Source organism: Mesorhizobium sp. WSM3868, assembly GCF_002294785.1.
In the GTDB taxonomy this organism is placed as follows: domain Bacteria; phylum Pseudomonadota; class Alphaproteobacteria; order Rhizobiales; family Rhizobiaceae; genus Mesorhizobium.
Window position 1 is genome coordinate 38,302 of record NZ_NSGB01000017.1, and the last position, 20,975, is coordinate 59,276.

The 20,975-nt window shown below is 64.0% G+C and carries 20 protein-coding genes and 2 pseudogenes; 8 read left to right on the forward strand and 14 right to left on the reverse strand.

Going from position 1 to position 20,975, the window contains the following annotated elements; genetic code table 11:
• The first annotated feature begins 210 nt into the window (after positions 1-210).
• Entirely contained in the window at positions 211-954 is a 744-nt protein-coding gene (locus tag CK221_RS23260) for an ATP-binding cassette domain-containing protein (protein ID WP_066992363.1), read from the forward strand.
• Between the two features lie 41 nt (positions 955-995).
• Positions 996-1,994 carry an ABC transporter permease gene (locus CK221_RS23265; protein WP_066992267.1) on the forward strand — a complete coding sequence of 333 codons (999 nt, stop codon included), beginning with the start codon at positions 996-998 and terminating at the stop codon, positions 1,992-1,994.
• A gap of 119 nt (positions 1,995-2,113) precedes the next feature.
• Here the strand turns inward: CK221_RS23265 and CK221_RS30840 are convergent.
• Together CK221_RS30840 and CK221_RS23275 are read right to left on the reverse strand one after the other, a co-directional pair.
• Positions 2,114-2,218: pseudogene (locus tag CK221_RS30840) on the reverse strand (amidohydrolase); the annotation flags it as partial.
• 5 nt (positions 2,219-2,223) lie between these two features.
• The gene (locus CK221_RS23275) at positions 2,224-3,669 is read right to left on the reverse strand and encodes a DHA2 family efflux MFS transporter permease subunit (protein ID WP_095779456.1); all 1,446 of its coding nucleotides are present in this window, start codon (positions 3,667-3,669) and stop codon (positions 2,224-2,226) included.
• A gap of 111 nt (positions 3,670-3,780) precedes the next feature.
• Here CK221_RS23275 and CK221_RS23280 point away from each other — a divergent pair, with 111 nt between their 5' ends.
• The 3 genes from CK221_RS23280 to CK221_RS23290 all read left to right on the forward strand — a co-directional run bounded on the left by CK221_RS23280 (position 3,781) and on the right by CK221_RS23290 (position 7,479).
• Positions 3,781-4,782 carry an ornithine cyclodeaminase family protein gene (locus CK221_RS23280; protein ID WP_095779403.1) on the forward strand — a complete coding sequence of 334 codons (1,002 nt, stop codon included), beginning with the start codon at positions 3,781-3,783 and terminating at the stop codon, positions 4,780-4,782.
• Entirely contained in the window at positions 4,779-6,284 is a 1,506-nt protein-coding gene (hutH, locus tag CK221_RS23285; protein WP_095779404.1) for a histidine ammonia-lyase, read from the forward strand. Before CK221_RS23280 ends, hutH begins: the two co-directional genes overlap by 4 nt.
• 214 nt (positions 6,285-6,498) lie before the next feature.
• Complete coding sequence (locus CK221_RS23290) at positions 6,499-7,479, forward strand: glycosyltransferase (protein WP_143749090.1); 981 nt, start codon at positions 6,499-6,501, stop codon at positions 7,477-7,479.
• A 101-nt stretch (positions 7,480-7,580) separates the two neighbouring features.
• Here the strand turns inward: CK221_RS23290 and CK221_RS31285 are convergent.
• The 12 genes and pseudogenes from CK221_RS31285 to CK221_RS23350 form a co-directional block, all read right to left on the reverse strand.
• Positions 7,581-7,718, reverse strand: a pseudogene (locus CK221_RS31285) (3-methyl-2-oxobutanoate hydroxymethyltransferase); the annotation flags it as partial.
• A gap of 3 nt (positions 7,719-7,721) precedes the next feature.
• Entirely contained in the window at positions 7,722-8,036 is a 315-nt protein-coding gene (locus tag CK221_RS23300; protein WP_067328880.1) for a MocE family 2Fe-2S type ferredoxin, read from the reverse strand.
• 47 nt (positions 8,037-8,083) lie between these two features.
• Positions 8,084-9,178: a fatty acid desaturase family protein gene (locus CK221_RS23305; RefSeq protein ID WP_176478040.1), complete on the reverse strand. Its 1,095-nt coding sequence runs from the start codon at positions 9,176-9,178 to the stop codon at positions 8,084-8,086.
• A 5-nt stretch (positions 9,179-9,183) separates the two neighbouring features.
• Complete coding sequence (locus CK221_RS23310; protein ID WP_095779407.1) at positions 9,184-10,098, reverse strand: sugar phosphate isomerase/epimerase; 915 nt, start codon at positions 10,096-10,098, stop codon at positions 9,184-9,186.
• 26 nt (positions 10,099-10,124) lie between these two features.
• Entirely contained in the window at positions 10,125-11,237 is a 1,113-nt protein-coding gene (locus CK221_RS23315; protein ID WP_095779408.1) for a Gfo/Idh/MocA family oxidoreductase, read from the reverse strand.
• Positions 11,238-11,331: 94 nt separating this feature from the next.
• A complete protein-coding gene (locus tag CK221_RS23320) occupies positions 11,332-12,396 on the reverse strand; it encodes an ABC transporter ATP-binding protein (RefSeq protein ID WP_095779409.1) in 1,065 nt (354 codons plus the stop codon).
• On the reverse strand, positions 12,396-13,184 hold the full coding sequence (locus tag CK221_RS23325) for an ABC transporter permease (RefSeq protein ID WP_095779410.1): 789 nt from the start codon (positions 13,182-13,184) through the stop codon (positions 12,396-12,398). Before CK221_RS23325 ends, CK221_RS23320 begins: the two co-directional genes overlap by 1 nt.
• A complete protein-coding gene (locus CK221_RS23330) occupies positions 13,184-14,053 on the reverse strand; it encodes an ABC transporter permease (protein WP_066992233.1) in 870 nt (289 codons plus the stop codon). The genes CK221_RS23325 and CK221_RS23330 overlap by 1 nt, the downstream gene beginning before the upstream one ends.
• Positions 14,054-14,081: 28 nt before the next feature.
• Positions 14,082-15,146 carry an ABC transporter substrate-binding protein gene (locus CK221_RS23335; protein WP_066992230.1) on the reverse strand — a complete coding sequence of 355 codons (1,065 nt, stop codon included), beginning with the start codon at positions 15,144-15,146 and terminating at the stop codon, positions 14,082-14,084.
• A 38-nt stretch (positions 15,147-15,184) separates the two neighbouring features.
• Complete coding sequence (locus CK221_RS23340) at positions 15,185-16,159, reverse strand: PfkB family carbohydrate kinase (protein ID WP_095779411.1); 975 nt, start codon at positions 16,157-16,159, stop codon at positions 15,185-15,187.
• A complete protein-coding gene (locus tag CK221_RS23345; protein ID WP_095779412.1) occupies positions 16,156-17,187 on the reverse strand; it encodes an ADP-ribosylglycohydrolase family protein in 1,032 nt (343 codons plus the stop codon). Before CK221_RS23345 ends, CK221_RS23340 begins: the two co-directional genes overlap by 4 nt.
• Before the next feature lie 2 nt (positions 17,188-17,189).
• Positions 17,190-17,915 (reverse strand): GntR family transcriptional regulator, encoded by a 726-nt coding sequence (locus CK221_RS23350; protein ID WP_095779413.1) that lies wholly within the window; start codon positions 17,913-17,915, stop codon positions 17,190-17,192.
• Positions 17,916-18,107: 192 nt separating this feature from the next.
• Here CK221_RS23350 and CK221_RS23355 point away from each other — a divergent pair, with 192 nt between their 5' ends.
• Genes CK221_RS23355 through pcaF form a run of 3 tightly spaced genes read left to right on the forward strand, consistent with a single transcriptional unit; the run spans position 18,108 to position 20,967 of the window.
• Positions 18,108-18,965 carry a CoA transferase subunit A gene (locus CK221_RS23355; protein ID WP_095779414.1) on the forward strand — a complete coding sequence of 286 codons (858 nt, stop codon included), beginning with the start codon at positions 18,108-18,110 and terminating at the stop codon, positions 18,963-18,965.
• On the forward strand, positions 18,962-19,762 hold the full coding sequence (locus CK221_RS23360) for a CoA-transferase subunit beta (protein ID WP_095779415.1): 801 nt from the start codon (positions 18,962-18,964) through the stop codon (positions 19,760-19,762). Before CK221_RS23355 ends, CK221_RS23360 begins: the two co-directional genes overlap by 4 nt.
• Complete coding sequence (gene pcaF, locus CK221_RS23365; protein ID WP_095779416.1) at positions 19,762-20,967, forward strand: 3-oxoadipyl-CoA thiolase; 1,206 nt, start codon at positions 19,762-19,764, stop codon at positions 20,965-20,967. The genes CK221_RS23360 and pcaF overlap by 1 nt, the downstream gene beginning before the upstream one ends.
• Positions 20,968-20,975 lie beyond the last annotated feature (8 nt).

Genomic DNA, 20,975 nt, shown 5'->3' on the forward strand with positions numbered 1-20,975 from the left:
CTGCCAACGTCAATTGCTATTTGTCCTACAAAACCGATTTTTCGACGGGACTCGAAATTAATCGCCCGACAATTGATTGACGCCCATGGCCGCATTTGCCTAAATGAGTCTATCGCACCTGCTCGGGAGGAGTTGGAGGCGCGAGGCCCCTGCGGCGCCGGCAATTATGGCAAGGCAGTCGAGGGACGAAAACGGGGAGGCTTAAGGCTGGTGTCGGTTCTCGAACTTGCCAACATCTCGAAGCATTTCGGCGCCATCCAGGCGGTGAACGACGTCTCGTTCACGCTCGAGGCCGGCGAGGTCGTCGGCCTGATGGGCGACAACGGCGCCGGCAAGTCGACGCTGGTCAAGATGATCGCCGGCAATTTCCGCCCCAGTCACGGCACGATGCACATGGACGGCAAGGAGCTGATCCTGCACAAGCCGGCCGAGGCCCGCCAGCACGGCATCGAGATCGTTCATCAGGACCTGGCGCTTTGCAACAATCTGACGGCCGCCGCCAATGTCTATCTCGGCCGGGAACTGCGCCGCGGCATCGGCCCCTTCCGCATTCTCGACTACGCCGCGATGTACAAGCGCGCCGGCCAGCTCTTTGCCGAACTGAAATCCGAGACGCGGCCGCGCGACCTCGTCAAGCAGATGTCCGGCGGCCAGCGCCAGGCGGTGGCGATCGCCCGCACCATGCTGTCGCAAGCCAAGATCGTGCTGATGGACGAGCCGACGGCGGCGATCTCGGTGAGACAGGTCGCGGAGGTGCTGAACCTGATCCGCCATCTGCGTGACCAGGGCATCGCCGTGGTGCTGATCAGCCACCGCATGCCCGACGTCTTCGATGTCGCCGACCGCGTCATCGTCATGCGGCGCGGCAGGAAAGTCGCCGACAAGAAGATCGCCTCGAGCTCGCCCGAGGAAGTCACCGGGCTGATCACCGGCGCCATCGAACAGGTTGCGTAATCGCGTGGATCGGGCGTCCAACGCCTCAGGAAAGGTCGATAATGGCAGTCACCCTTGACCAGACGATCGCGCAGAAGCAGCACACATTCTTCTCACGGCTCTTTGCCAACCAGACCTTCTGGGTGGTGATCGCGGTTATCCTCGCCTGCCTGTTCCTGTCCTTCGCGACCGACGCTTTCGCCACGCAGAAGAACCTCTTCAACATCACCCGCAACATCACCTTCGTCGCTATCGTGGCGCTCGGCATGACTTTCGTCATCATCACCGGCGGCATCGACCTGTCGGTCGGCTCGGTGCTGTGCCTGTGCTCGATGGTGCTGGCCGTCACCATGCATGCCGGCTATTCGATCGAAATCGGCATCCTGGCCTCGATCGTCACCGCTTTAGCCATCGGCGCCTTCAACGGGGTGCTCATCGCCTATCTCGGTTTCCCACCCTTCGTGGTGACGCTCGGCATGCTGTCGGTGGCGCGCAGCCTCGCCATGGTCGCCTCCAACAACACCGTCGTCTTCCAGTTCGGGCCGGACCACGACAAGCTTCTGGCGCTGGGCGGCGGCGCCTGGGTGTTCGGCATTGCCAATCCGGTGCTTTACATGATCCTTTTGGCGTTGATCACCGGCTTCATCCTGCGCTGGACCAAGTTCGGCCGGCATATCTTCGCCATCGGCGGCAATGAGCATGCGGCCACGCTGACCGGTGTTCCGGTGCGCCAGATCAAGGTCGCAGTCTACATGATCTCGGCGCTCTCGGCCGGTCTCGCCGGCATCATCCAGACCGGCTGGCTCGGCGCCGTCACCACCAATCTCGGCAACGGCATGGAGCTGCAGGTGATTGCCGCGACCGTCATCGGAGGCGCCGACCTCGCCGGCGGCGTCGGCACCGCGTTCGGCGCCATCGTCGGCGCCGCCCTGATCGAGGTCATCCGCAACAGCCTCGGCCTGCTCGGCATCAACGCCTTTTGGCAAGGCACTTTCATCGGGGGCGCGATCATCCTGGCGGTGCTGTTCGACCGCATCCGTAATTTTAGGCGCAGCGATTAGAGAGCAACCTTCCCTTCTCCCTTCTTGTGGAGAAGGGGAGACCCCTGCTCAGTCTGAAAATCCGCCCAGCTGGTCGGTGCGGAGCGGCCGTCATTCCTCCACGCCTTGACGGGGCCAGAGGCGATGAGCTCCGGGTCATTGCGATGCACAAAAGTGCCGAGCCCCGACAGTTTGCCGTAGAAGTTCGGTGCCGCCGCGGGCGTGCGCAGGCCGGCCTTCCAAGCCCATTTCAGTCCCGCCCGGTATGGCCTGAGACCTCTGCACCCGCACTGGCCGGCAGGGTCAGGAAACGCATCGCTGCCACCAGCCCGAGCAGGCCGATCGCGAAAAAGGCGATCCTGAAGTCTATTAGGTTGGGCGCCGCGCCGCTGCGCACGATCTGCGACAGGTTGAGGATCGCCGCGGCCACGGCCACGCCAAACAGCATCGCCACCTGCTGCAGCATGCTGGACAAAGTCGCGGCCGAGCTGCGCTGCGGCGCGCCGATATCCGCAAAGGCAAGCGTGTTGAGCGCCGTGAACTGCATCGAGCGCGTCAGACCGGCGACCAGCATCAACGCCACGACAAGTGCCAGCGGTGTCTGCGGCGAAATCACGCCGCACGCCGCGATTGCAAGCGAGGCAATCACCCCGTTGACCACCAGCACCCGGCGGAAGCCAAAGAGTCTGAGCGTCGGCGTGGTCACCGCTTTCATCGCGAGGTTGCCGAGGAAGTAGGCCAGGATCAGAAGGCCGGCGTCCACCGGCCGCATGCCGAAGCCGACCTGGAAGAGCAGCGGCAGCAGGAACGGCGTGGCGTTGATGGCGACGCGAAAGATCGTGCCCGCCGAGAGCGTGGAGATGGCGAAGGTCGGCACTTTGAAGGGGGACAGGTCGAGCAGCGGATGCGTCACCCGCCGCAAGTGCCGCACGGCGAACCAGCCGACCGCGACGCCGGCGGCAACCAGGCCCACTGTCGGCAGCATGCCATCCTCGGGATGCGCAAGCCGTTCCAGCCCATAGAGCATCGCGGCGAGGCCGAGCGCGGTGAGGAAGAATCCCGGCCAGTCGAGCGGCCTGGTCTCGGATTCGCGATCGCCCGGAACGAAGCGCGCGACAAGCAGCAGCCCGGCGAGGCCGAGCGGAACGTTGATGAAGAAGTTCCAGTGCCAGGACAGATAGGTGGTGATGAAGCCGCCGAGCATCGGCCCGATCACCGGCGCGAACAAGGCCGGCCAGGTGATCAGCGCCGTGGCGGCGAGCAATTCGGACTTGGCGGCGTTGCGCAGCACCAGGATGCGGCCGACCGGCGTCATCAAGGCGCTGCCGAGGCCCTGAACGATGCGGGCGGCAACGAATTGCGTCAGGCTCTGTGAGTAGCCGCAGGCGATCGACGCCAGCGTGAACAGCCCGATCGCGACCAGGAAAATGTTGCGCGCGCCAAACCGGTCGGCAAGCCAGGCCGACAACGGCACGAACACCGCCATGGTCAACATGTAAGCGGTGATCCCGATGCTCATCGCCACTGCCGGCACGCCGAAAGACTGCCCCATCTGCGGTAGCGACGTCGAGATGATCGTCGAATCCAGCAACTGCATGAAGAAGGCGACGGCAACGATCAGCGCGACGCGCCGCGCCTGGCGCGCCGCCGTCGGCACGAGCTGGGATACGGCTTCATTGTCGGGGATGCTGGTCATGACGCGCCGGTTGAACAGCATAAGGCTGAACCAGTCCAGAGCTTATCCAACAAACTTTCGTGTCGGCCCGCCGCCTGTTATGGATGAGCGCGGGCCGGACGAGGGAAATGCATGAAGCCGATCTATATCGACTACCTCAATGCTCTCGACATTGAAGCCCTTGGCCTGAGCGATGCCGAGATCATCGGCGCCGTTGAAGCCGGGCTCGTCGCCCAGGGCAAGGGCCAGACGGTGATCGAGCCGCGCGTCCATCTCGAGCCGGATCCGTCCTTCCGCGGTCATTTCAACGTGCTGCGCGGCTATGTGGCGCCGCTCGATGCGGCCGGCGTCAAGATCGTCGGCGATTATGTCGACAACTACCTGCACTCCCTGCCGTCCGAATTCGGCATACTCAACCTGTTCGACCCGCGCACCGGCGCGCCACGCGCCATCCTCGACGCCACCGTCATCACCGATATGCGCACCGGCGCGGTCACCGCCATCGGCGCCAAGCATCTGGCGAAGAAATCATCCAGGGTGCTCGGTCATATCGGCGCGCGCGGCACCGCCTATTGGAACGTGCGACTGCTCGATCACCTGTTCGACTTCGACGAGATCCGCGTCCATTCGCGCCGCCCCGAAAGCCGCGACGCTTTCGCCGCGAAGCTTGCCGCCGACCTCGGCAAGCCGGTTATCGCCGTTGCCGACTGGAAGAGCTGCGTGGAAGGCGCCGACATCGTTGTCGAGGCCTCGCGGCTGCCGGAACCGCAACCCCTGCTCAAGACCGCCTGGATCAAGCGCGGCGCGCTGGTCGTGCCCTACGGCACAATGAGCGCGGTGGAGCTTTCGCTTACCGACATCATGCAAAAGATCGTCGTCGACGACTGGGGTCAGTGCAAGGGCGGCAAGTTCGGCTCGCTACGCGCCCATGTCGAGACGGGACGGCTGAGCGAGGCGACGCTGCATGCCGAGCTCGGCCAGATCGCTGCCGGGCACAAAGCGGGCCGGCAAAGCGACGGCGAGACGATCCTGTTCTGGCATCGGGGTCTGTCGCTCTCCGACATCGCGCTCGGCAAGGCGATGCTAGCCAAAGCCGCGGAACAAGGCATCGGCCAGAGGCTGCGTTTCGCATGACCCCGCTCGTTCTCACCGGCGCCGGCGTCAGCATCGAGGACGTGGCCGCCGTGGCGCGCAGTGCAGGCAAGGTCGAGATCACGCCGGCGGTCATCGAGAAACTCGGCAAGGCCCGCCAGGTCCTCGATGACGCCGCTGCCGGCGGCCAGCAGATCTATGGGCTGAACACCGGGCTGGGCGCCAATCTCGGCACGGCTATCGAAGGCGATGCCGGTGCCTTCCAGCGCCAGCTTCTCGACGGACGCGGCGCTGCGGTGGGAAACCCATTGCCTGCCCAGCTCGTGCGCGCCGCAATGTTTGCCCGCATCGCCATGCTTTCCGCCGGCGGCTCCGGCCTGTCGCCGCATGTCCTCACCGCGCTTGTCGATCTGCTCAACGCCGGCATCCATCCGGTGATGCCGTCGCTGGGCTCGATCGGCGCCGGCGACCTGGTGCTGATGACCGCGATAGCCCACACGCTGATCGGCGAAGGCGATGCAGACTATCAGGGCAGGCGCATGCCTTCGGCAAAGGCGCTGATGATGGCGCGGCTTGCGCCGGTCAGCCTGGCACCGAAGGATGGTCTGTCGCTGATCAACGCTTCCGCGGTTTCCACCGGCGCCGGCGCGCTGGCGCTCGTCGACGCGCTGTCGGCACTCGAACAGCAGGAGCAGGCCGGCGCGCTCACCATGGAAGCGTTCGGGGCCAACCACACCATCCTTGACCCGCGCCTGCATCTGGCGCGGCCGGCCGCCTGCCAGCAGGTAGCGGCAAAGGCGTTGCGCGACCTGCTCACCCGCGACGGGACGCCCGCGCCGACCACCCTTCAGGATCCGCTGTCGATCCGCTGCATGCCCTCGATCCATGGCGCGCTCATCCAGGCGATCGACCATGCCCGGCTCGCGGTCGAGATCGAGCTCAACGCGTCCGCCGACAACCCGCTGGTGCTCGCCAACGACTCACTCGTGCTGTCGACCGGCAATTTCCACACCGCCTCGCTGTCGCTGGCCTTCGAGACGCTAGGTCTGGCGGTTGCGCAATGCGCGGCGGCGTCGGCCGCGCGCTTCATCCAGCTCACCGGCTCAACCCGCCACGGCTTGCCGAAATACCTGTCGCCAATCGGCGGCGCGTCCGCCGGCTTCGTGCCGCTGCAGAAGACGGTGACGGCGATCCTGGCCGCCATCCGCCACAAGGCCAATCCGGTGATGCTCGACTTCCTGCCCGTGTCCGAAGGTGTTGAGGATCATGCGACGCAGACTCCCCTCGCCGTCGCCAAATGCGTCGAGATGATCGTATTGTGGCGGCGGCTGATCGCCCTGGAGCTTATGGCCGCCGCACAGGCCGTCGATCTTCGCGAAGGTCTGACACTTGCGCCGGCCACCAGCGCGATCCACGCGGCCGTCCGCGCCCATGTGCCGACGCTTAAGGAAGACCGGCCGCTCGGATCCCATGCCGATGCGCTCCATGCGGTGCTCGCCGACGGGTATTCGCTCCCTGCGGTGCACCAAATACTGCTCGACTAAACGAGATCAAGGCACCGCATCGTTGCGGACCACCAACGACAGATCGAGATCACCACCCATCAAGCCAACCCTCAAGCCAACTGGCTGCGCGCCCGGATCGGATGGCCGGGCTCCGCCGCTTATGGGCCCGCCGGCCGCGCCCCTCTCGGCACCCTCTTGGGTTGCACGATGAGTTCGGATATGAAGAGCCAAGGGCATATAAGGGGTGGCTCAATTGCATCGTTCCTGCTTCGTCTTGGCGGCAGACGCAAAAAATTTCCCATACGCCGTTCTGGGCGCGCGGCGCATACTGGACGTATCTGCGCCTATCGACGGTTTCATCCTTCATATCGGCGCCGGAACTGAGGATTTGCCGGTCGCGGACCGATTGCTCGGCGCTGCCGTCAAGATCGTCTACGTGTCCGATCTCATGAAGGAATTCGATTTCGATCCCGGTCACCTCAGCGTAGCAACCTACATTCGCCTGCTTGCCGACAAGCTGGCGGTATTCGAGCCTTACGACAGGCTCGTCTATGTGGACACCGACGTTATCTTCAACCGGTCGATCACCGACTTGGCCGATGTTGAACTGAATGCCCCACTCTTGGCGGCCCATGACGAACAGACCTATTTCGATCCGAGCTGCCGTGTGTCTCTTGAGATGGAGCCCGGCTCATCGCATTTCAACGCCGGCATACTGGTGCTGAACATGCCAATGATCCGCGCCGAGGGGCTCTTGGAGCGGGCGCGCGAACTGGCGCTGCGGCGCGTACCGAAGCTCGATCAGGGAGCGCTCAACATAGCGTTTGCCGGACGCTGGCAAACGATGCATCCGCTCTGGAATCTGCAGACCAACTATTCCAGCCAGATACCCTTCAGTAGAGCCTTCGCACGTCATTTCACCTTTGGAAAGCCGTGGTGGCCAAGCCCTGAAGGAGTGGAACTCGCCGCGATGGCGATCTATCGCAACCTGGCGAAAGATACGCCCTGGCTCGATCGGTTCAAGCGTCCGCTCTGGACGAGAGGTCTGCGCAAGCGATTGCTCCGCAAATTCGACGGCCTCTCCGGGATTATTCTCAATAAGGAAAAATACAGACGCCGTTTCCGCTTCAACGCCGAACGGTGCACCGCCATCTTTGCCGCGCAGGCCGACCAGGGGATGATGGCCGCAACCTATCCGGAGGTCCTGATGGGCGTGGTCAAGGCACGGAAATAGGCGCCGATCTCTCGACGAAAGCTTACCGGCTCGGGCCGCGAGGCCGGCCCAATACCTGCCGCACTTGGCGGCGAACCAGGCAGACCCATCGCAGTGCCCGTTCAGACTCTTGCGTCCACTTTCTTCATGAAACGCCTGAGCTCGTCTGGATCCATATGCACGATGTGCCGGTCTTCCGGATAGGCGCCGCTGTTGACGTCGCCGACATTTTCCGAGAACGCCGCGATGCGCTCCGCTTGCCTTCAGCCGATATCGATCATCACCTTGCCGGCCTCGACCTTGACTGGATAGGTTTTGAGGTTGACGCAGACCGGCGCGCCCTTGGCCTGGCCGGTCTTATAGTTGAAGCGGCCATTGTGCTTCGGGCATTCGATGATGTCGTCCATCACCAGCCCGTCGGCCAAATGCGCCTTTTCATGCGTGCAGAACCCGTCGGTGGCGAAGAACTCGTCGTCAGGCGAGCGGTAGATCGCGAAGGTGCGGCCGCCATGGTCGAAGCGGATCACGTCCTCCTCGTCCACGTCGCCCACCGCGCACGCTTCGACCCACTCCGGCATCTTGTGTTCTCCTGATTGGGTTCGCGCAACTGCCGCGCGCACCGACCTTATTCGGCAGCCGCAGCCGTTATGTCGAGATCGTGGAATTCGCCGCGATAGGGCTTGGCCGTCGGCGGCAATTCGCGCTTGAGGAAGTAGTCCTCGTATTTCAGCTGCCTGAGCAGCACCGGCCAGACCTCGCGATAGGCATGCCACATCGACGGGTTCGGCTCCGGCAAATCGTGCTTGACCAGCTCATGCAGCCTGGGCAGCGCGTGGTAGGGCACCATCGGAAACATGTGATGCTCCACATGGTAGTTCATGTTCCAGTAGATGAACCGGCTGATCGGGTTCATGTAGACGGTGCGCGTGTTGAGCCGATGGTCGGTGACGTTGTCGGCCAGCCCGATATGCTGCAGCAGGCCGGTCGTTACCATGTGCCAGGTGCCGTAGAGCCGCGGCAGGCCGATCAGCATCAGCGGTATCCATGACCCAAGCGCGATCGCGACAGCGATCGTCGCGACGTATACCGCGATGTGCCAGCGCGCCGCGATCACCGCCTTGTGCTGCTCCATCTCCGGAATGTAGCTCTTCTCGTCGTCCGACAGCTTGCCGAAGGCCTGGCGCACCAGCGTGGGCAGCGAATAGCGGAAGTCGAGAATGCCCGTGAAGGCGAGCGCAGCTTTGATGAGGTCCGGGGGCCGCATAACGGCGATCTCGGCATCGCGGCCGACAATGATGGTGTCGGTGTGGTGACGGGCATGGCTCCAGCGCCACTGCACCGGGTTGCGCATCAGCATGAACGAGGCGATGTGATAAACGACATCGTTCATCCAGCGCGTGCGAAACGCGGTGCCGTGCCCGCATTCGTGCCAGCGCGAGTCGCTCGACGAGCCATAGAGCACGCCATAGACGAACATGAATGGCACGACCCACCACGTGCCCCAGAACCAGATAATGCCGGCGGCTGAGCCCAGGATCGCCGAGATCCAGATGACGCTATCGCGGATCGCCGGCCCGTCGCAACGCTGCATCAGCTCCTTCATCACCTTGCGCGGCACGTCGGTGTGGTACCACTCGGCCGATGCAAGTCCGGTCTCTATCGCAAGCCGCGTGCTCTCGCCGACAAGGCTGTAGTCGCGCTTCGTACCGGTGGTCGTCATCGTCATTAAAGCCCGTTGGCGCGGAATTTCCCGTCGAGGAATTTCTTGGCGCGCGGCACGTCCTCCTCGTCGAGATGCTCGATGATTACCGGGATGTTCGGGTGCTTTTCGCTGAGACGCTTGAGATAGAGATCGTAATTCAGCGCGCCGAGCCCCGGCGCCGGCAGTTCGATCTCGCCGACGCCGCGGAAGGTCAGCCCCTCATGCGCCTCCGCGTCCCCGATATCGGCATGCTTCTCCGTCTTGTCGCCGCCCGAACGCTTCACGTCCTTGGCATGCGCGATTTCGATCTTGTCCGTCAGCGTGTCGAACACCTGGTTCAGCACCTGATCCATGCGGTCGATGTTGTGCGCCTCGAAATAGTTCGTCGGGTCCATCAACAGGCCGAGGCCGGGATGATCGACCTGAGCGAACATCCTGACCGTCTCCTCGACCGAGCCGACAACGTTGTTGACGTAGGTTTCAAGCAGGAACACCGCGCCGTGGTCGTAGGCGGTTTGGGCAAGATCCGAGATCACCTTGCGGCACTCCTCAAAACCCTCCTCGGTCTTGTTCTTCGGATGATGCACCCAGTCGGATTCGGTGTTGTAGGTGCCGGTTTCCGAGATCACGTAAGGCGAGCCGAAATCGCGTGCGTTCCGGATGAGCTCCTTCAGGTAGGCAAGCCGCCGCTCGCGCTCGGCCCTGTCCGGGTGGATGATGTTCGTGTAGCCGGACACGCAGCAAACCGGGAGGTTGTGGTCGCGGAACGTATCGCGCACCCGCCTCGCCTTGTCCCTGGTGATCTGTCCGGCCGAGAGGTCGATATCCTTGAAATGCAGGTCGAGCTGCACGGTGTTGAAATCGAGCGCTCGGATGCGCCTGGCGACCTCCTCGAGCTCATACGGAAAATAGCCTGTGAAGATACCTGCCTGCATCATGAAGTGAAGTCCTCCCGATAAGCGATTCAATTGCCCTGTTTCTTAGTCGCCTGGTCGACAGGGATTTCGGACAGCCTGATGGTGCGGCCCTCCGCCATCGACCGGTAACCGGCCTCCACCAGCGCCATGGTGTTGACGTTGTCGGCAACGGAAAGCGCCGGCGGCGTGCCGGTCTTGAGCGCATATTGCAGCTGCTCCATGACGCCGATGAAGGCATGCGGAAACCACATCGTCTCCCAGCTCGGGCTGACCCATCCGCCGCCGGTCGTCTCGGTCGAGGCGTAGGTCAGCGTCGAGGCGACGCCCTTCGGCCAACCGATCGTGCCCTTGGCGACACCCTTGGTGCCATCGACGCGCCAGTCGATGTGCTGGTCGTCGGAATAGCCTTCCTGACGCGGGCCGGACCAGACGTCCTCCAGCGACACCGCGAGCACGCCGGAGGGAAAGCGCAGCGTCGAGACGGTGATGCCGTCGGAATGTTCGAACTTGGTGCGCGGATCCTTGCGCGTCAGCGTCGTGATTTCGTCAGGGTCGCCGAACAGGAAGCGCAGCACGTCGAGGTGGTGCACACTCATATTGGCGAGCGTCAGCCGGTCATATCCGGCGAGGAAGGTCTGCCAGTGCGGGATGGCATGCATGTCGATCTCGGCGAAGACGATCTCGCCCAGCGCGCCGCTATCGATGATCTGCTTCAAGACGCGCATCGACTGGTCGTAGCGCATGTTCTGGTTGACCGAGAGGATCTTGCCGGAGGCCGCCGCCTCGTCGCGCAGCTTCACCGCTTCCTCGACCGAGAGCGCCAGCGGCTTCTGCGCAAGGATCGCTTTGATATGCGGCTGCTTCAGTGCATGGCGGATCAGCGCGGGCTGCTGGTCCGGCGGGAAGGCAAGGTCGACGATCTCGAGGCGGCTGTCTTCGATCAGCCGCTCCGGCGTATCGCAGACGGTCGGAATGCCCCAGCGGCCGGCGACCTTTTCGGCATTCGTCCTGGTTCGTGAGGCGATCGCCACCACCGGAAAGCCGGCTTGCGCGTAGGCGGCGAGATGGCACTCGGCCATGATCATGCCGGCGCCGATGCAGCCGATCCGATAGTCCTTGACCCGGACTTTCACGTCCGGCTCGAAATCCATGCTCGCCATCCATTCCTCCCGTCGAGGACTGGATATAACGCCAGGATCAGGCGGTCAGCCAAGGGCCGCGCCATCATTTCCCATCAGGGACCGGGGATCCGGCTTACGCGGCGATCAGCACCGTGCTCTCCGGCGACCAGCTGAGCATCACTTCTTGGCCTTCGGTCAGCCGCTCGGCGCCGGTGTTCTGGACAATGACCTTCACCGTCTGTCCATCGCGGTCGACGAAATAGGTGCTGTTGTTGCCGGCGAAGATGCGTTTTGAAACCTGGCCCCTGACCGTGTTGGCATATCCCGCCTCGGACGTTGCAGAGCCGGTTGAAATCTGGATGCGCTCGGGCCGCACGGCGCAGCTCGCCTTGGCGCCGGCCGAGAGAGACGCACCCGACGCAGCGGCGATTGCTGTACCGTCGGGCAGCCTGATGCCGTTGCCGGTCGCATCGCCGCGAAAGATGTTGGCGTCGCCGAGGAAGGTCGCGGCGAACTCGCTTTGCGGCCGGTCGTAGATCTCCTCCGGCGGCCCTTCCTGCACCAGCCTGCCGTCGCGCAATATGCCGATGCGGTCGCTCATCGTCAGCGCCTCTTCCTGGTCGTGAGTGACGAAGATGGTGGTGATGCCGATCTCGCGCTGGATGCGCTTCAGTTCGATCTGCATGTCGACGCGCAGCGCCTTGTCGAGCGCGCCGAGCGGCTCGTCGAGCAAAAGCACGCGCGGCCTGGTGACAATGGCGCGCGCCAGCGCCACACGCTGCCGCTGGCCGCCCGAGAGCTGGTGCGGCCGCCGGCCGCCGAGCTTGCCGAGCTGAACGAGATCCAGCGCCCGTTGCACTTCCGTAGCGATCGTCGCCTTCGGCTCGCCGCGCACCGACAGCCCGAAGGCGACATTGTCGGCGACGCTCATATTGGGAAACAGCGCGTAGTTCTGGAACACCATGCCGATGCGGCGCTTTTCCACCGGCACGCGCTCGACGCTTTCGCCGCCGATGGCGATGCGGCCGGTATCGGGAAAGTCGAAGCCGGCGATCTGCCTGAGCAGCGTGGTCTTGCCGCTGCCCGAAGGCCCGAGCAGCGCATAGAAGCCACCGTCGGGAAAGTCGATCGAGACATGGTCCAGCGCCTTGTGCGCGCCGAAACTGCGGGAGACGTTCGATACCTGGACGCCGGCCATTATTTCTCTCCGCCGAATTTGAAGAAGCGCGCCGTCAGCAGCATGAGCGCCATCGACACCACGATGATGATGGTCGACACCGCGTTGATCTCGGGCGTGAATCCCTTGCGGATCGCGGCGTAGATTTCGACCGGCAGCGTCGTCTGGCCTGGCGTCGACAGGAAATACGAGACCACGAACTGGTCGAAGGAGACAGCGAATGCGAACAGTCCGCCGGCGATCACGCCAGGCATGATCCAGGGCAAAGTTACGCGCACGGTAACCTGCCACTGATTGGCGCCGAGCGAACGCGCCGCTTCTTCCAGCTCCGGCGCGAAGGTTTGCAGGCGGGCGGACACGACGACGATGACGTAGGGCAGCGCCAGCGCGACATGGCCGAGCAGGATGGCGATGAGCCCGCGGCCGATGCCGATGCCGAAGAAGAAGATCAGCATCGCGGTGCCGGTAATCAGCCACGGGATGGCGATCGGCGGAAACAGCAGCGCCTGCAGGAATTTCTTGCCGCGGAATTCGTAGCGATAGAGCGCCAGCGACGCCATCGAACCAAGCAGCGTTGAAAGAATGGTCGTGATGATCGCGATCTCGATGCTGTTCCAGGTCGCCGCGATCAGCTGGTCGTTTTGCGCGAGCGAAGCATACCAGTCCGTCGTCCACTCGAACGGCAGCTGGTAAAAAGGCGAGGCGTTGAACGACATCAGCGCCATGATGATGATCGGCAGATAAAGGAAGCCGAGCAACAGGAAGATGTAAAAGCGCCCGACCCACTCCAGAATGCGCGTCGTCGCCATCAGCCGGCCCTCCGCAAGACCGGTGCCGCGAGCGCCAGGATGACCAGCACGACGGCAAGCAGGATGAAGGAGAGTGCCGCGCCCAGCGGCCAGTTGAAGACGGCAACAAACTGGTCCTCGATGACGGTGCCGTAGAAAGTGCCGGTGCGGCCGCCGAGGATGCGCGGCTCCATGAAGGAGCCCACCACCGGCACGAAGATCAACGCCGCACCCGCGATCAGGCCCGGCATCGACAGCGGGATGATCACCCGCTTGAGCACCTGCAGCCGCGAAGCCCCGAGCGAGCGGCCGGCCTCGATCAGCGAGTCGTCGATCGCCTGCAGCGTGAGGTAACAGGTGAGCACCATATAGGGCACGTAGGAGTGCACCAGGCCGATGATGACCGCCGGGTAGGAATACATGAGATCGATATTGATCTTGAACGGCAAGACGGCATTGAGCGTGGTGTCGAGAATGCCGCCCTCACGCAGCACCATGGCCCAGGAGAAGATGCGCACCAGCCCGTTCGACCAGAAAGGCAGGATGACCAGCAGGAAGATCGCCTCGCGGCTGCGGCCTTTAAGAACCTTCGCCAGCACGTAAGCCGCCGGATAGCCGATGACGACGCACCAAAGCGTGACCTCGAGCCCGAGCCGCAGCGAGGCCAGAAGAAGCGTCAGATAAAGGCTTTGCGAGAAGAAGGCGGCGTAGTTGCCAAGCGTGAACGACCATTCCTTCCCGGCGAGCGGCAGGTCGGTCATGAAGGAGAAGAACACCATGGCCGACAGCGGCAGAAAGATCGCTACCGTCAGCCACAGATAAGCGGGAAGCAGAAGCGGCAGGGCTGGCCGCAGTCCGCGGCGCGAACCGGTCGCGAGCTGCTCAGCCATGATGCCTCTCCTCCCCGTAAGACGCCAACTATTTCACGTTGACCTTCAGCTCCTGCCAAAGTGCCAGGTATTTCTCGCGCTGCTCATCGGTGACCGGCGCCTGGAACTGGATACGTTTGGCGACCTCTGGGCTGCCCATGACCTTTCGGTTGAATGCGTCCTCGGGCAGCGCCTCGACCGCCTTGGTGTTGGCCGAAACCGGCGCGCCGACCTTTGTGACCCATTCGACATAGAATTTTGGGTCGATCATGTAGTTGATGAAGGCCTCGGCGCCGGCGACATTCTTGGAACCAGCCGGGATGGAGAAGGCGTCGAGCCAGGCGACGGCGCCTTCCTGCGGAATGACCAGTGAGACCGGCAGCTTGAAATGAGTCTTGGCGCGGTCGGCGGAGCCGCTCCAGTAGGTGCCGATATCGATTTGGTTGGAGGCAACCATCTGGTTCCAGTCGTTCTCCGAACTCCAGAAGGTCTTGATCTGCGGCATCAGCGAGGTGAGCTTCGCCTTGACCGCGCCCATATCCTTGATGTCGTTGATGTTCTGCCCCGATGCGATCGCTCCGAACTGCACCGCCTCGACGGCGTCGTCGCGGATGATGACGCGGCCCTTATGGGCCGGATCCCACATCTCGGCGATGCTCGTCGGCGGCTTGTCGAACGACTTCTCGTTGATGGCTAGAGCGGTCAGGCCCCATACCCACGGCACGCCATAGACCTTGCCGTCATGGTTCAGCATCGGCGAGCCGGCCTTGTCCTTGGCGATATCGGCATAGTTGGAGAGCTTCGACGTATCGATCGGCTGGATCAGCTTGCCGGCCATCGCCTGATCGTTGAAGGCGGCATTGATCATGACGACGTCGTAGAGGCCGGGATTGGTCCTCAGCTTGGTCAGCATCTCCTGTTCGGAGTTGAAGAAGTCATTGACGACCTTGTAGCCGGTCGCCTTCTCGAAGTTGGCGACCGCCCATGGCTCGTCGGCGCCGTAGCCCTTCCAGTTGAGCACATGCACTTCTTCGGCGGCCTGGGCGGCAAACGTGAATGCTGAGACGAAGACGGCGGTCGCCGTCAGAAAAGCGGTCAGTCTGGGCATGCGCATGTTTTTTCCTCTCATTGTTGGCCCGGTTGATGGGCTTGTTAAGTTGCAGTCGCGTCCTCCCGGCCATGCGCTATCGTTCCTTGAGCGTGATGGCTTAGGAATTCCTGGATCTCACTGTCGGTCGGCGCGGACGAGCCGCCATGACGGGTGACGGAAACGGCCGCCGCGGCGTTCGCGTAGCGCGCCGCTTCGCAGGGCGACAGGCCGCGCGACAATGCGCTGACGAAGGCGCCGATATGCGTATCGCCGGCACCATTGGTGTCGACGGCGCTGACCGCGAAGCCGGGGATCGCGTGCGTGCCGCCTTCTGCCAGCCGCACAAGGCAGCCATGCGCGCCGGCGCGGATCACGACGCCCGCGGCTTTTGGGCAGTGTTCGGCCAGAAGCCGGATCGCGACGGTCTGCGCGTCGCCACGGCCGGCTATTGCGGCGGCCTCGTCGGCGTTGCAGCTCAGCCAGTCGGTGCGGGCAAGCACCCTTTCCAGGATCGGGCGCGGAATCTCCCCGATCACAGGCGTCGGATCGAAGACTACGGGAACTTCCTCCGGCAGCGCCTCGATCCAGTCGACGAGCGCTTCGCGGCTGCCAGGGTAGCTCAACGTATAGCCGGAGGTGAAAACCCAATCGCCCGGAATGACTTGGACGGGCACCATCATGTCCGGTGTCAGCACGCTCTCCGCGCCCGGCCATGAGACGAAGGTGCGTTCCGCATCGCTGCTGATCATGGCGACGCAATTGCCGCTGTCCATCAAGGGTGACGGCGGCGTCAGCGTCTCGATGCCTTCAGCGGCGAAAGCCGCGCGCAGGAAGTCGCCGTCTGCCCCGATGCCAAGCTGTCCGCCGAACACCACCTTCATGCCGGTGCGGCTCGCCGCGACCATCATGTTGAAGCCGCCGCCGGCGACGCGCGAATAGCTCGTCGCGGTCTTTTCGCTGCCCGCCGCCGGGAGAGCGTCGATGCGATATACATAGTCGACCACCGCGCTGCCGACATGAACGAGGCGCCCGCTCATGCGGCGTCCTCCTTGCCGCCACGGGCCTTCGCCATGCGCGCCGCGACGAGATCATTGGCCAACGGCTCGACCTCCGCGAGATCGATGCCCTTCAGTCCCGCGATTTGATCTTGCGGCAGGCCCGACAGGCCCGAACAGGCGCCCGCCATGCCCGCGGCGATGGCGCCTATGGTGTCGGTGTCGCCGCCGAGATTGGCGCTGATCACTGCCGCTCGCCACGCATCCCCGTTGGCAACCTCCAGCACGGCGAATGCTGCAGGAATCGACTCCTGGCTGGCGACCCCCGTGCCGATCAGGTCAACGATCAACCGGATCGCCTCTTTGTCGCCCTTCCCGCGCACAAGTTCCTGCGCCCAGAGGATGCGTTCGGCGATGTCGCCGCCGGTGACCCAGTGACCGAGCGCGGCACCAAGCTTTGCCGCCGCGACGGCATGGCCGGAAGCAGCGCGCCAGTCGGCGCCCGAAACACCGAGACTGACCGCGGCAGCAACCGCGGCAGCGGAGGCAATCGCAATCGACGTATTGTGCGTAGCCCGGCAGGTTTCCGCGACTTTCGCAACCAGGGCATCGAGCGGCTCCGGGCGGATCATAATGCCGACCGGCGCAATCCGCATCGCGGCGCCGTTGGTGTCGCCAGTTCGCCCCGCTTCTTCCGCCGGCACGCCGTTATTGATGGCGTCGATGGCCCGCTTGGTCGACGGTCCAAGCAGGTCGTAACTGCCACGCGCCTTGACGTCGCGCTCCCAGTCGAGCAGCGCGTTGACCCATCGCGCATGGTCGAAGCGATTGCCGGAGCTGACCAGGATGCGGCCGAGCAGCAGGGCCTGCTCGGTGTCGTCGGTGATGGCACCTGCCGGCAGCCCCTTCGACACCGGATGGTCGACGGCGGGCGCGACGAAACCCTCGACATGGCCATAGAGCTCGGCGATGCGGGCGGGCGACAGAAGCTGTGTGGGCATGCCCAGCGCATCGCCAAGCGCGCCGCCGATCAGCGCGCCCATCGCCCGGTCGATCGCGTCGGCCGCCATGCTCAGAACTCCAGATGCAGCGCGAAATGCGCCGGGTTGAGCAGGCTGGTGACGAATTCGATGGCGCGGCCGTCGGCGGCGCGCGTCAGCCGCCGCGCCCTGAGGAACGGGGTGCCCGGCGCGCAATCGAGGATGGCGGCATCAGCAGCGCTGAGCATCTCGATGTCGACCCACTCCTCGCCATGGTCGGACACCAGCCCTGCCCCGCGCAGCGTCTGGTGCAGCGAGCCTTCGCGAAGCCCGCGCAGCGGCACGTCTTCCAGCTCGGGCGACAGCGGCAGGCGGCTGCGTTCGATCGAGATCGCATGGCCGTCATCGGCATTGGTACGGACGCGATCGACGGCGATGAAAGACGAGCTCTCGACACCGAGCTTTGCCGCGAGCTCGGCATCCTCGATGATCTCGAGCCTAAGCGTCCGGGTTTCGGCATTGGCGCCCGCATTGGCGAGCGCGCGCGACCAGCCGATCGCGTCATCGACCGGCATGCCGTCGAAAGTGACGAAGGACCCGATGCCGACCTTGGTGGTGATGAGGCCGCGGCTTGAAAGCTCTTCCAGCCCTTTGCGAACCGTGTTGCGGCTGACCGAGAAGCGCTGGACGAGCTCGTTCTCGCTCTGCAGGCGATCGCCGAAGCCGAGCACGCCTGAGCGGATCTCGTGCTCCAGAACCGTCGCGATCTGCTCGGGCTTGCCCGTGCCGGGAGTGAGTTGCGTCGCGCGACGGGCCATATAGATACCTGTTCAATGAACCTGTATAATCCTGTTCATTAGCGTATCTGAGACGAAGCGTCAACGGCCAAGTCCCGCATGTCCCGATTGTTTTGCGCTGCACCTCGTTTGCCTGCAGGCATCCTCATAGTGACGCGAGAGGGGCGCTCTCATATGCTCCGATATGAACCTTGATCTCCGGAGCAATGGACGATGGTCAACTTCCTGCCGCTGAAAAAGACCGTTGCGGAGACTCTGCACGATGGCGATACGGTCGCCTTCGAGGGCTTCACCCATTTGATCCCGACCGCCGCGGCCCATGAGGCAATCCGCCAGGGCTTTCGCGACCTGACGCTGATCCGCATGACGCCCGACCTGATCTACGATCAGATGATCGGCATGGGCATGGCCAAGAAGATCGTCTTCTCCTATCTCGGCAATCCCGGCGTCGGCCTGCTCAGGCGCGTTCGCGACGCCATCGAGAACGGCTTTCCGCGGCCGATCGAGGTCGAGGAGCACAGCCACGCCGGCATGGCCAACGCCTATGAGGCGGGGGCCGCCGGCCTGCCCTGCGCGGTGTTCCGCGGCTATCGCGGCGCAGGCCTTGCCGCCGTCAATGCAAACATCAAGTCCATAACCTGCCCGTTTACCGGCGAGGTGCTGGCCGCCGTTCCGGCGATCCGGCCCGACGTCACCTTCATCCACGCGCAGAAGGCCGACCGCAAAGGCAATGTGCTGGTCGAAGGCATCATCGGCATCCAGAAAGAGGCCGTGCTCGCCGCCAAACGCGCGGTGGTGACGGTCGAGGAAGTGGTCGACAGTTTCGACGATCTCCACCCCAATCTCACCGTGCTGCCGAATTGGACGATCGCGGCAATCTCGATCGTGCCGGGCGGCTCCCATCCCTCCTACACGCATGGCTATTACGAGCGCGACAACGCCGCCTATCTCGAATGGGACGAGATCGCCGCCGACCGCGACCGCTTTCAGGCATGGATGCAGAAGAACGTCATCGAGAGCAGCGCAGACGACTTCGCTGCTCGCGTCGAGCATCTGAGGAAAGCCGCATGAACGAGAATGATCTGGGCTTCACTCCCAACGAGATGATGACGATTGCCGCCAGCCGTGCGCTGAAGAACGACGATGTCTGCTTTGTCGGCATCGGCGCGCCGTCGGCCGCCTGCAATGTCGCGCGGCTGACCCATGCGCCGGACATCACGCTGATCTACGAGAGCGGCACCATCGGCACCGCGCCCCACATTTTGCCGCTGTCGATCGGCGACGGCGAATTGTGCGAGACGGCGGTCACCACGGTCGCGGTGCCGGAGATGTTCCGCTACTGGCTGCAGGGCGGCCGCATCTCGATAGGCTTCCTTGGCGCCGCCCAGCTCGACAAATTCGGCAACATCAACACTACAGTCATCGGCGACTATGCGCATCCCAAGACGCGGCTGCCCGGCGGCGGCGGCGCGCCGGAAATCGCCACCTCCTCGCGAGAGGTCTACATCACCATGGCGCAGTCGAAGCGCGGCATGGTCGAAAAGATCGACTTCTTCACCTCCTTCGGCCATGGCGAGGGTGGCGACCATCGCAAGCGGCTCGGCATCGACACCGCCGGTCCGAGCTTGCTGATCACCGACCTCGCCGTCTGGAAGCCGGACCGTGTCACCAAGGAATTCACCGTCGTCTCGCTGCATCCCGGCGTCACCCGCGAAGAGGTGCAGGCGACCTGTGGCTGGGAAGCAAAGTTTGCCGAGGCGCTTGACGAGACGCCGGCGCCGACGGAACTCGAGCTGAAGACATTGCGCGATTTGCAGGCGCGCACCAAGGCCGCGCATGCGGGTACCGCCAAAGGGAAAGCTGCATAATGACTGATGCCTTCATCTGCGACTACATCCGCACGCCGATCGGCCGTTTTGGCGGCGCGCTATCCTCGGTGCGAGCCGACGATCTCGCCGCCATTCCGCTGAAGGCGTTGGTCGAGCGCAACCTGGGCGTCGACTGGGCCGCGGTCGACGACGTCGTCTTTGGCTGCGCCAACCAGGCCGGCGAGGACAACCGCAACGTCGCCCGCATGGCGCTGCTGCTGGCCGGCCTTCCCCAGGACATTCCGGGTTCGACGGTCAATCGGCTGTGCGGCTCGGGCATGGATGCCGTCACCATCGCCGCCCGAGCCATCAGGGCCGGCGAGGCCGAGCTGATGATTGCCGGCGGGGTGGAATCGATGAGCCGCGCGCCCTTCGTCATGCCGAAGGCCGACACCGCCTTCTCGCGCAATGCCGAGATCTACGACACCACCATCGGCTGGCGCTTCGTCAACCCGCTGATGAGGAAGCAGTACGGCGTCGATTCCATGCCGGAGACCGGCGAGAACGTCGCCGAGGAGTTTTCGGTCAGCAGAGCCGACCAGGACGCCTTTGCCGCGCGCAGCCAGGACAAGGCTGTTGCGGCGCAGGCCAATGGCCGGCTGGCGAAGGAGATCACGCCGGTGGCGATCCCGCAAAGAAAAGGCGAGCCAATCGTCGTCTCGAAGGACGAGCATCCCCGCGCCGGCACGACCATCGAGGCGCTGGCCAAGCTGCCGACGCCGTTCCGCCAGGGCGGCACCGTGACTGCCGGCAACGCCTCCGGCGTCAATGACGGTGCTGCCGCGCTGATCATCGCCTCCGAAGCGGCTGCCAGGAAACCTGGCCTGACGCCGATCGCCCGCATTCTCGGCGGTGCTGTTGCCGGCGTCGCGCCGCGCATCATGGGTATCGGTCCCGCGCCGGCAACCAAAAAGCTCTGCGCCCGTCTCGGCTTGAGGCCTGACCAATTCGACGTCGTCGAGTTGAACGAAGCCTTCGCCTCGCAAGGCATTGCCGTGCTGCGTGAACTCGGAATTTCCGACCAGGCGAAGCATGTGAACCCCAACGGCGGCGCGATCGCGCTCGGTCATCCGCTTGGCATGTCGGGCGCGCGCATCACCGGCACGGCGGCGCTGGAGCTGCGCGAGCGCGGCGGCCGCTACGCGTTGGCCACGATGTGCATCGGCGTCGGCCAGGGCATTGCGATTGCACTGGAACGGGTCTGACGACTCGG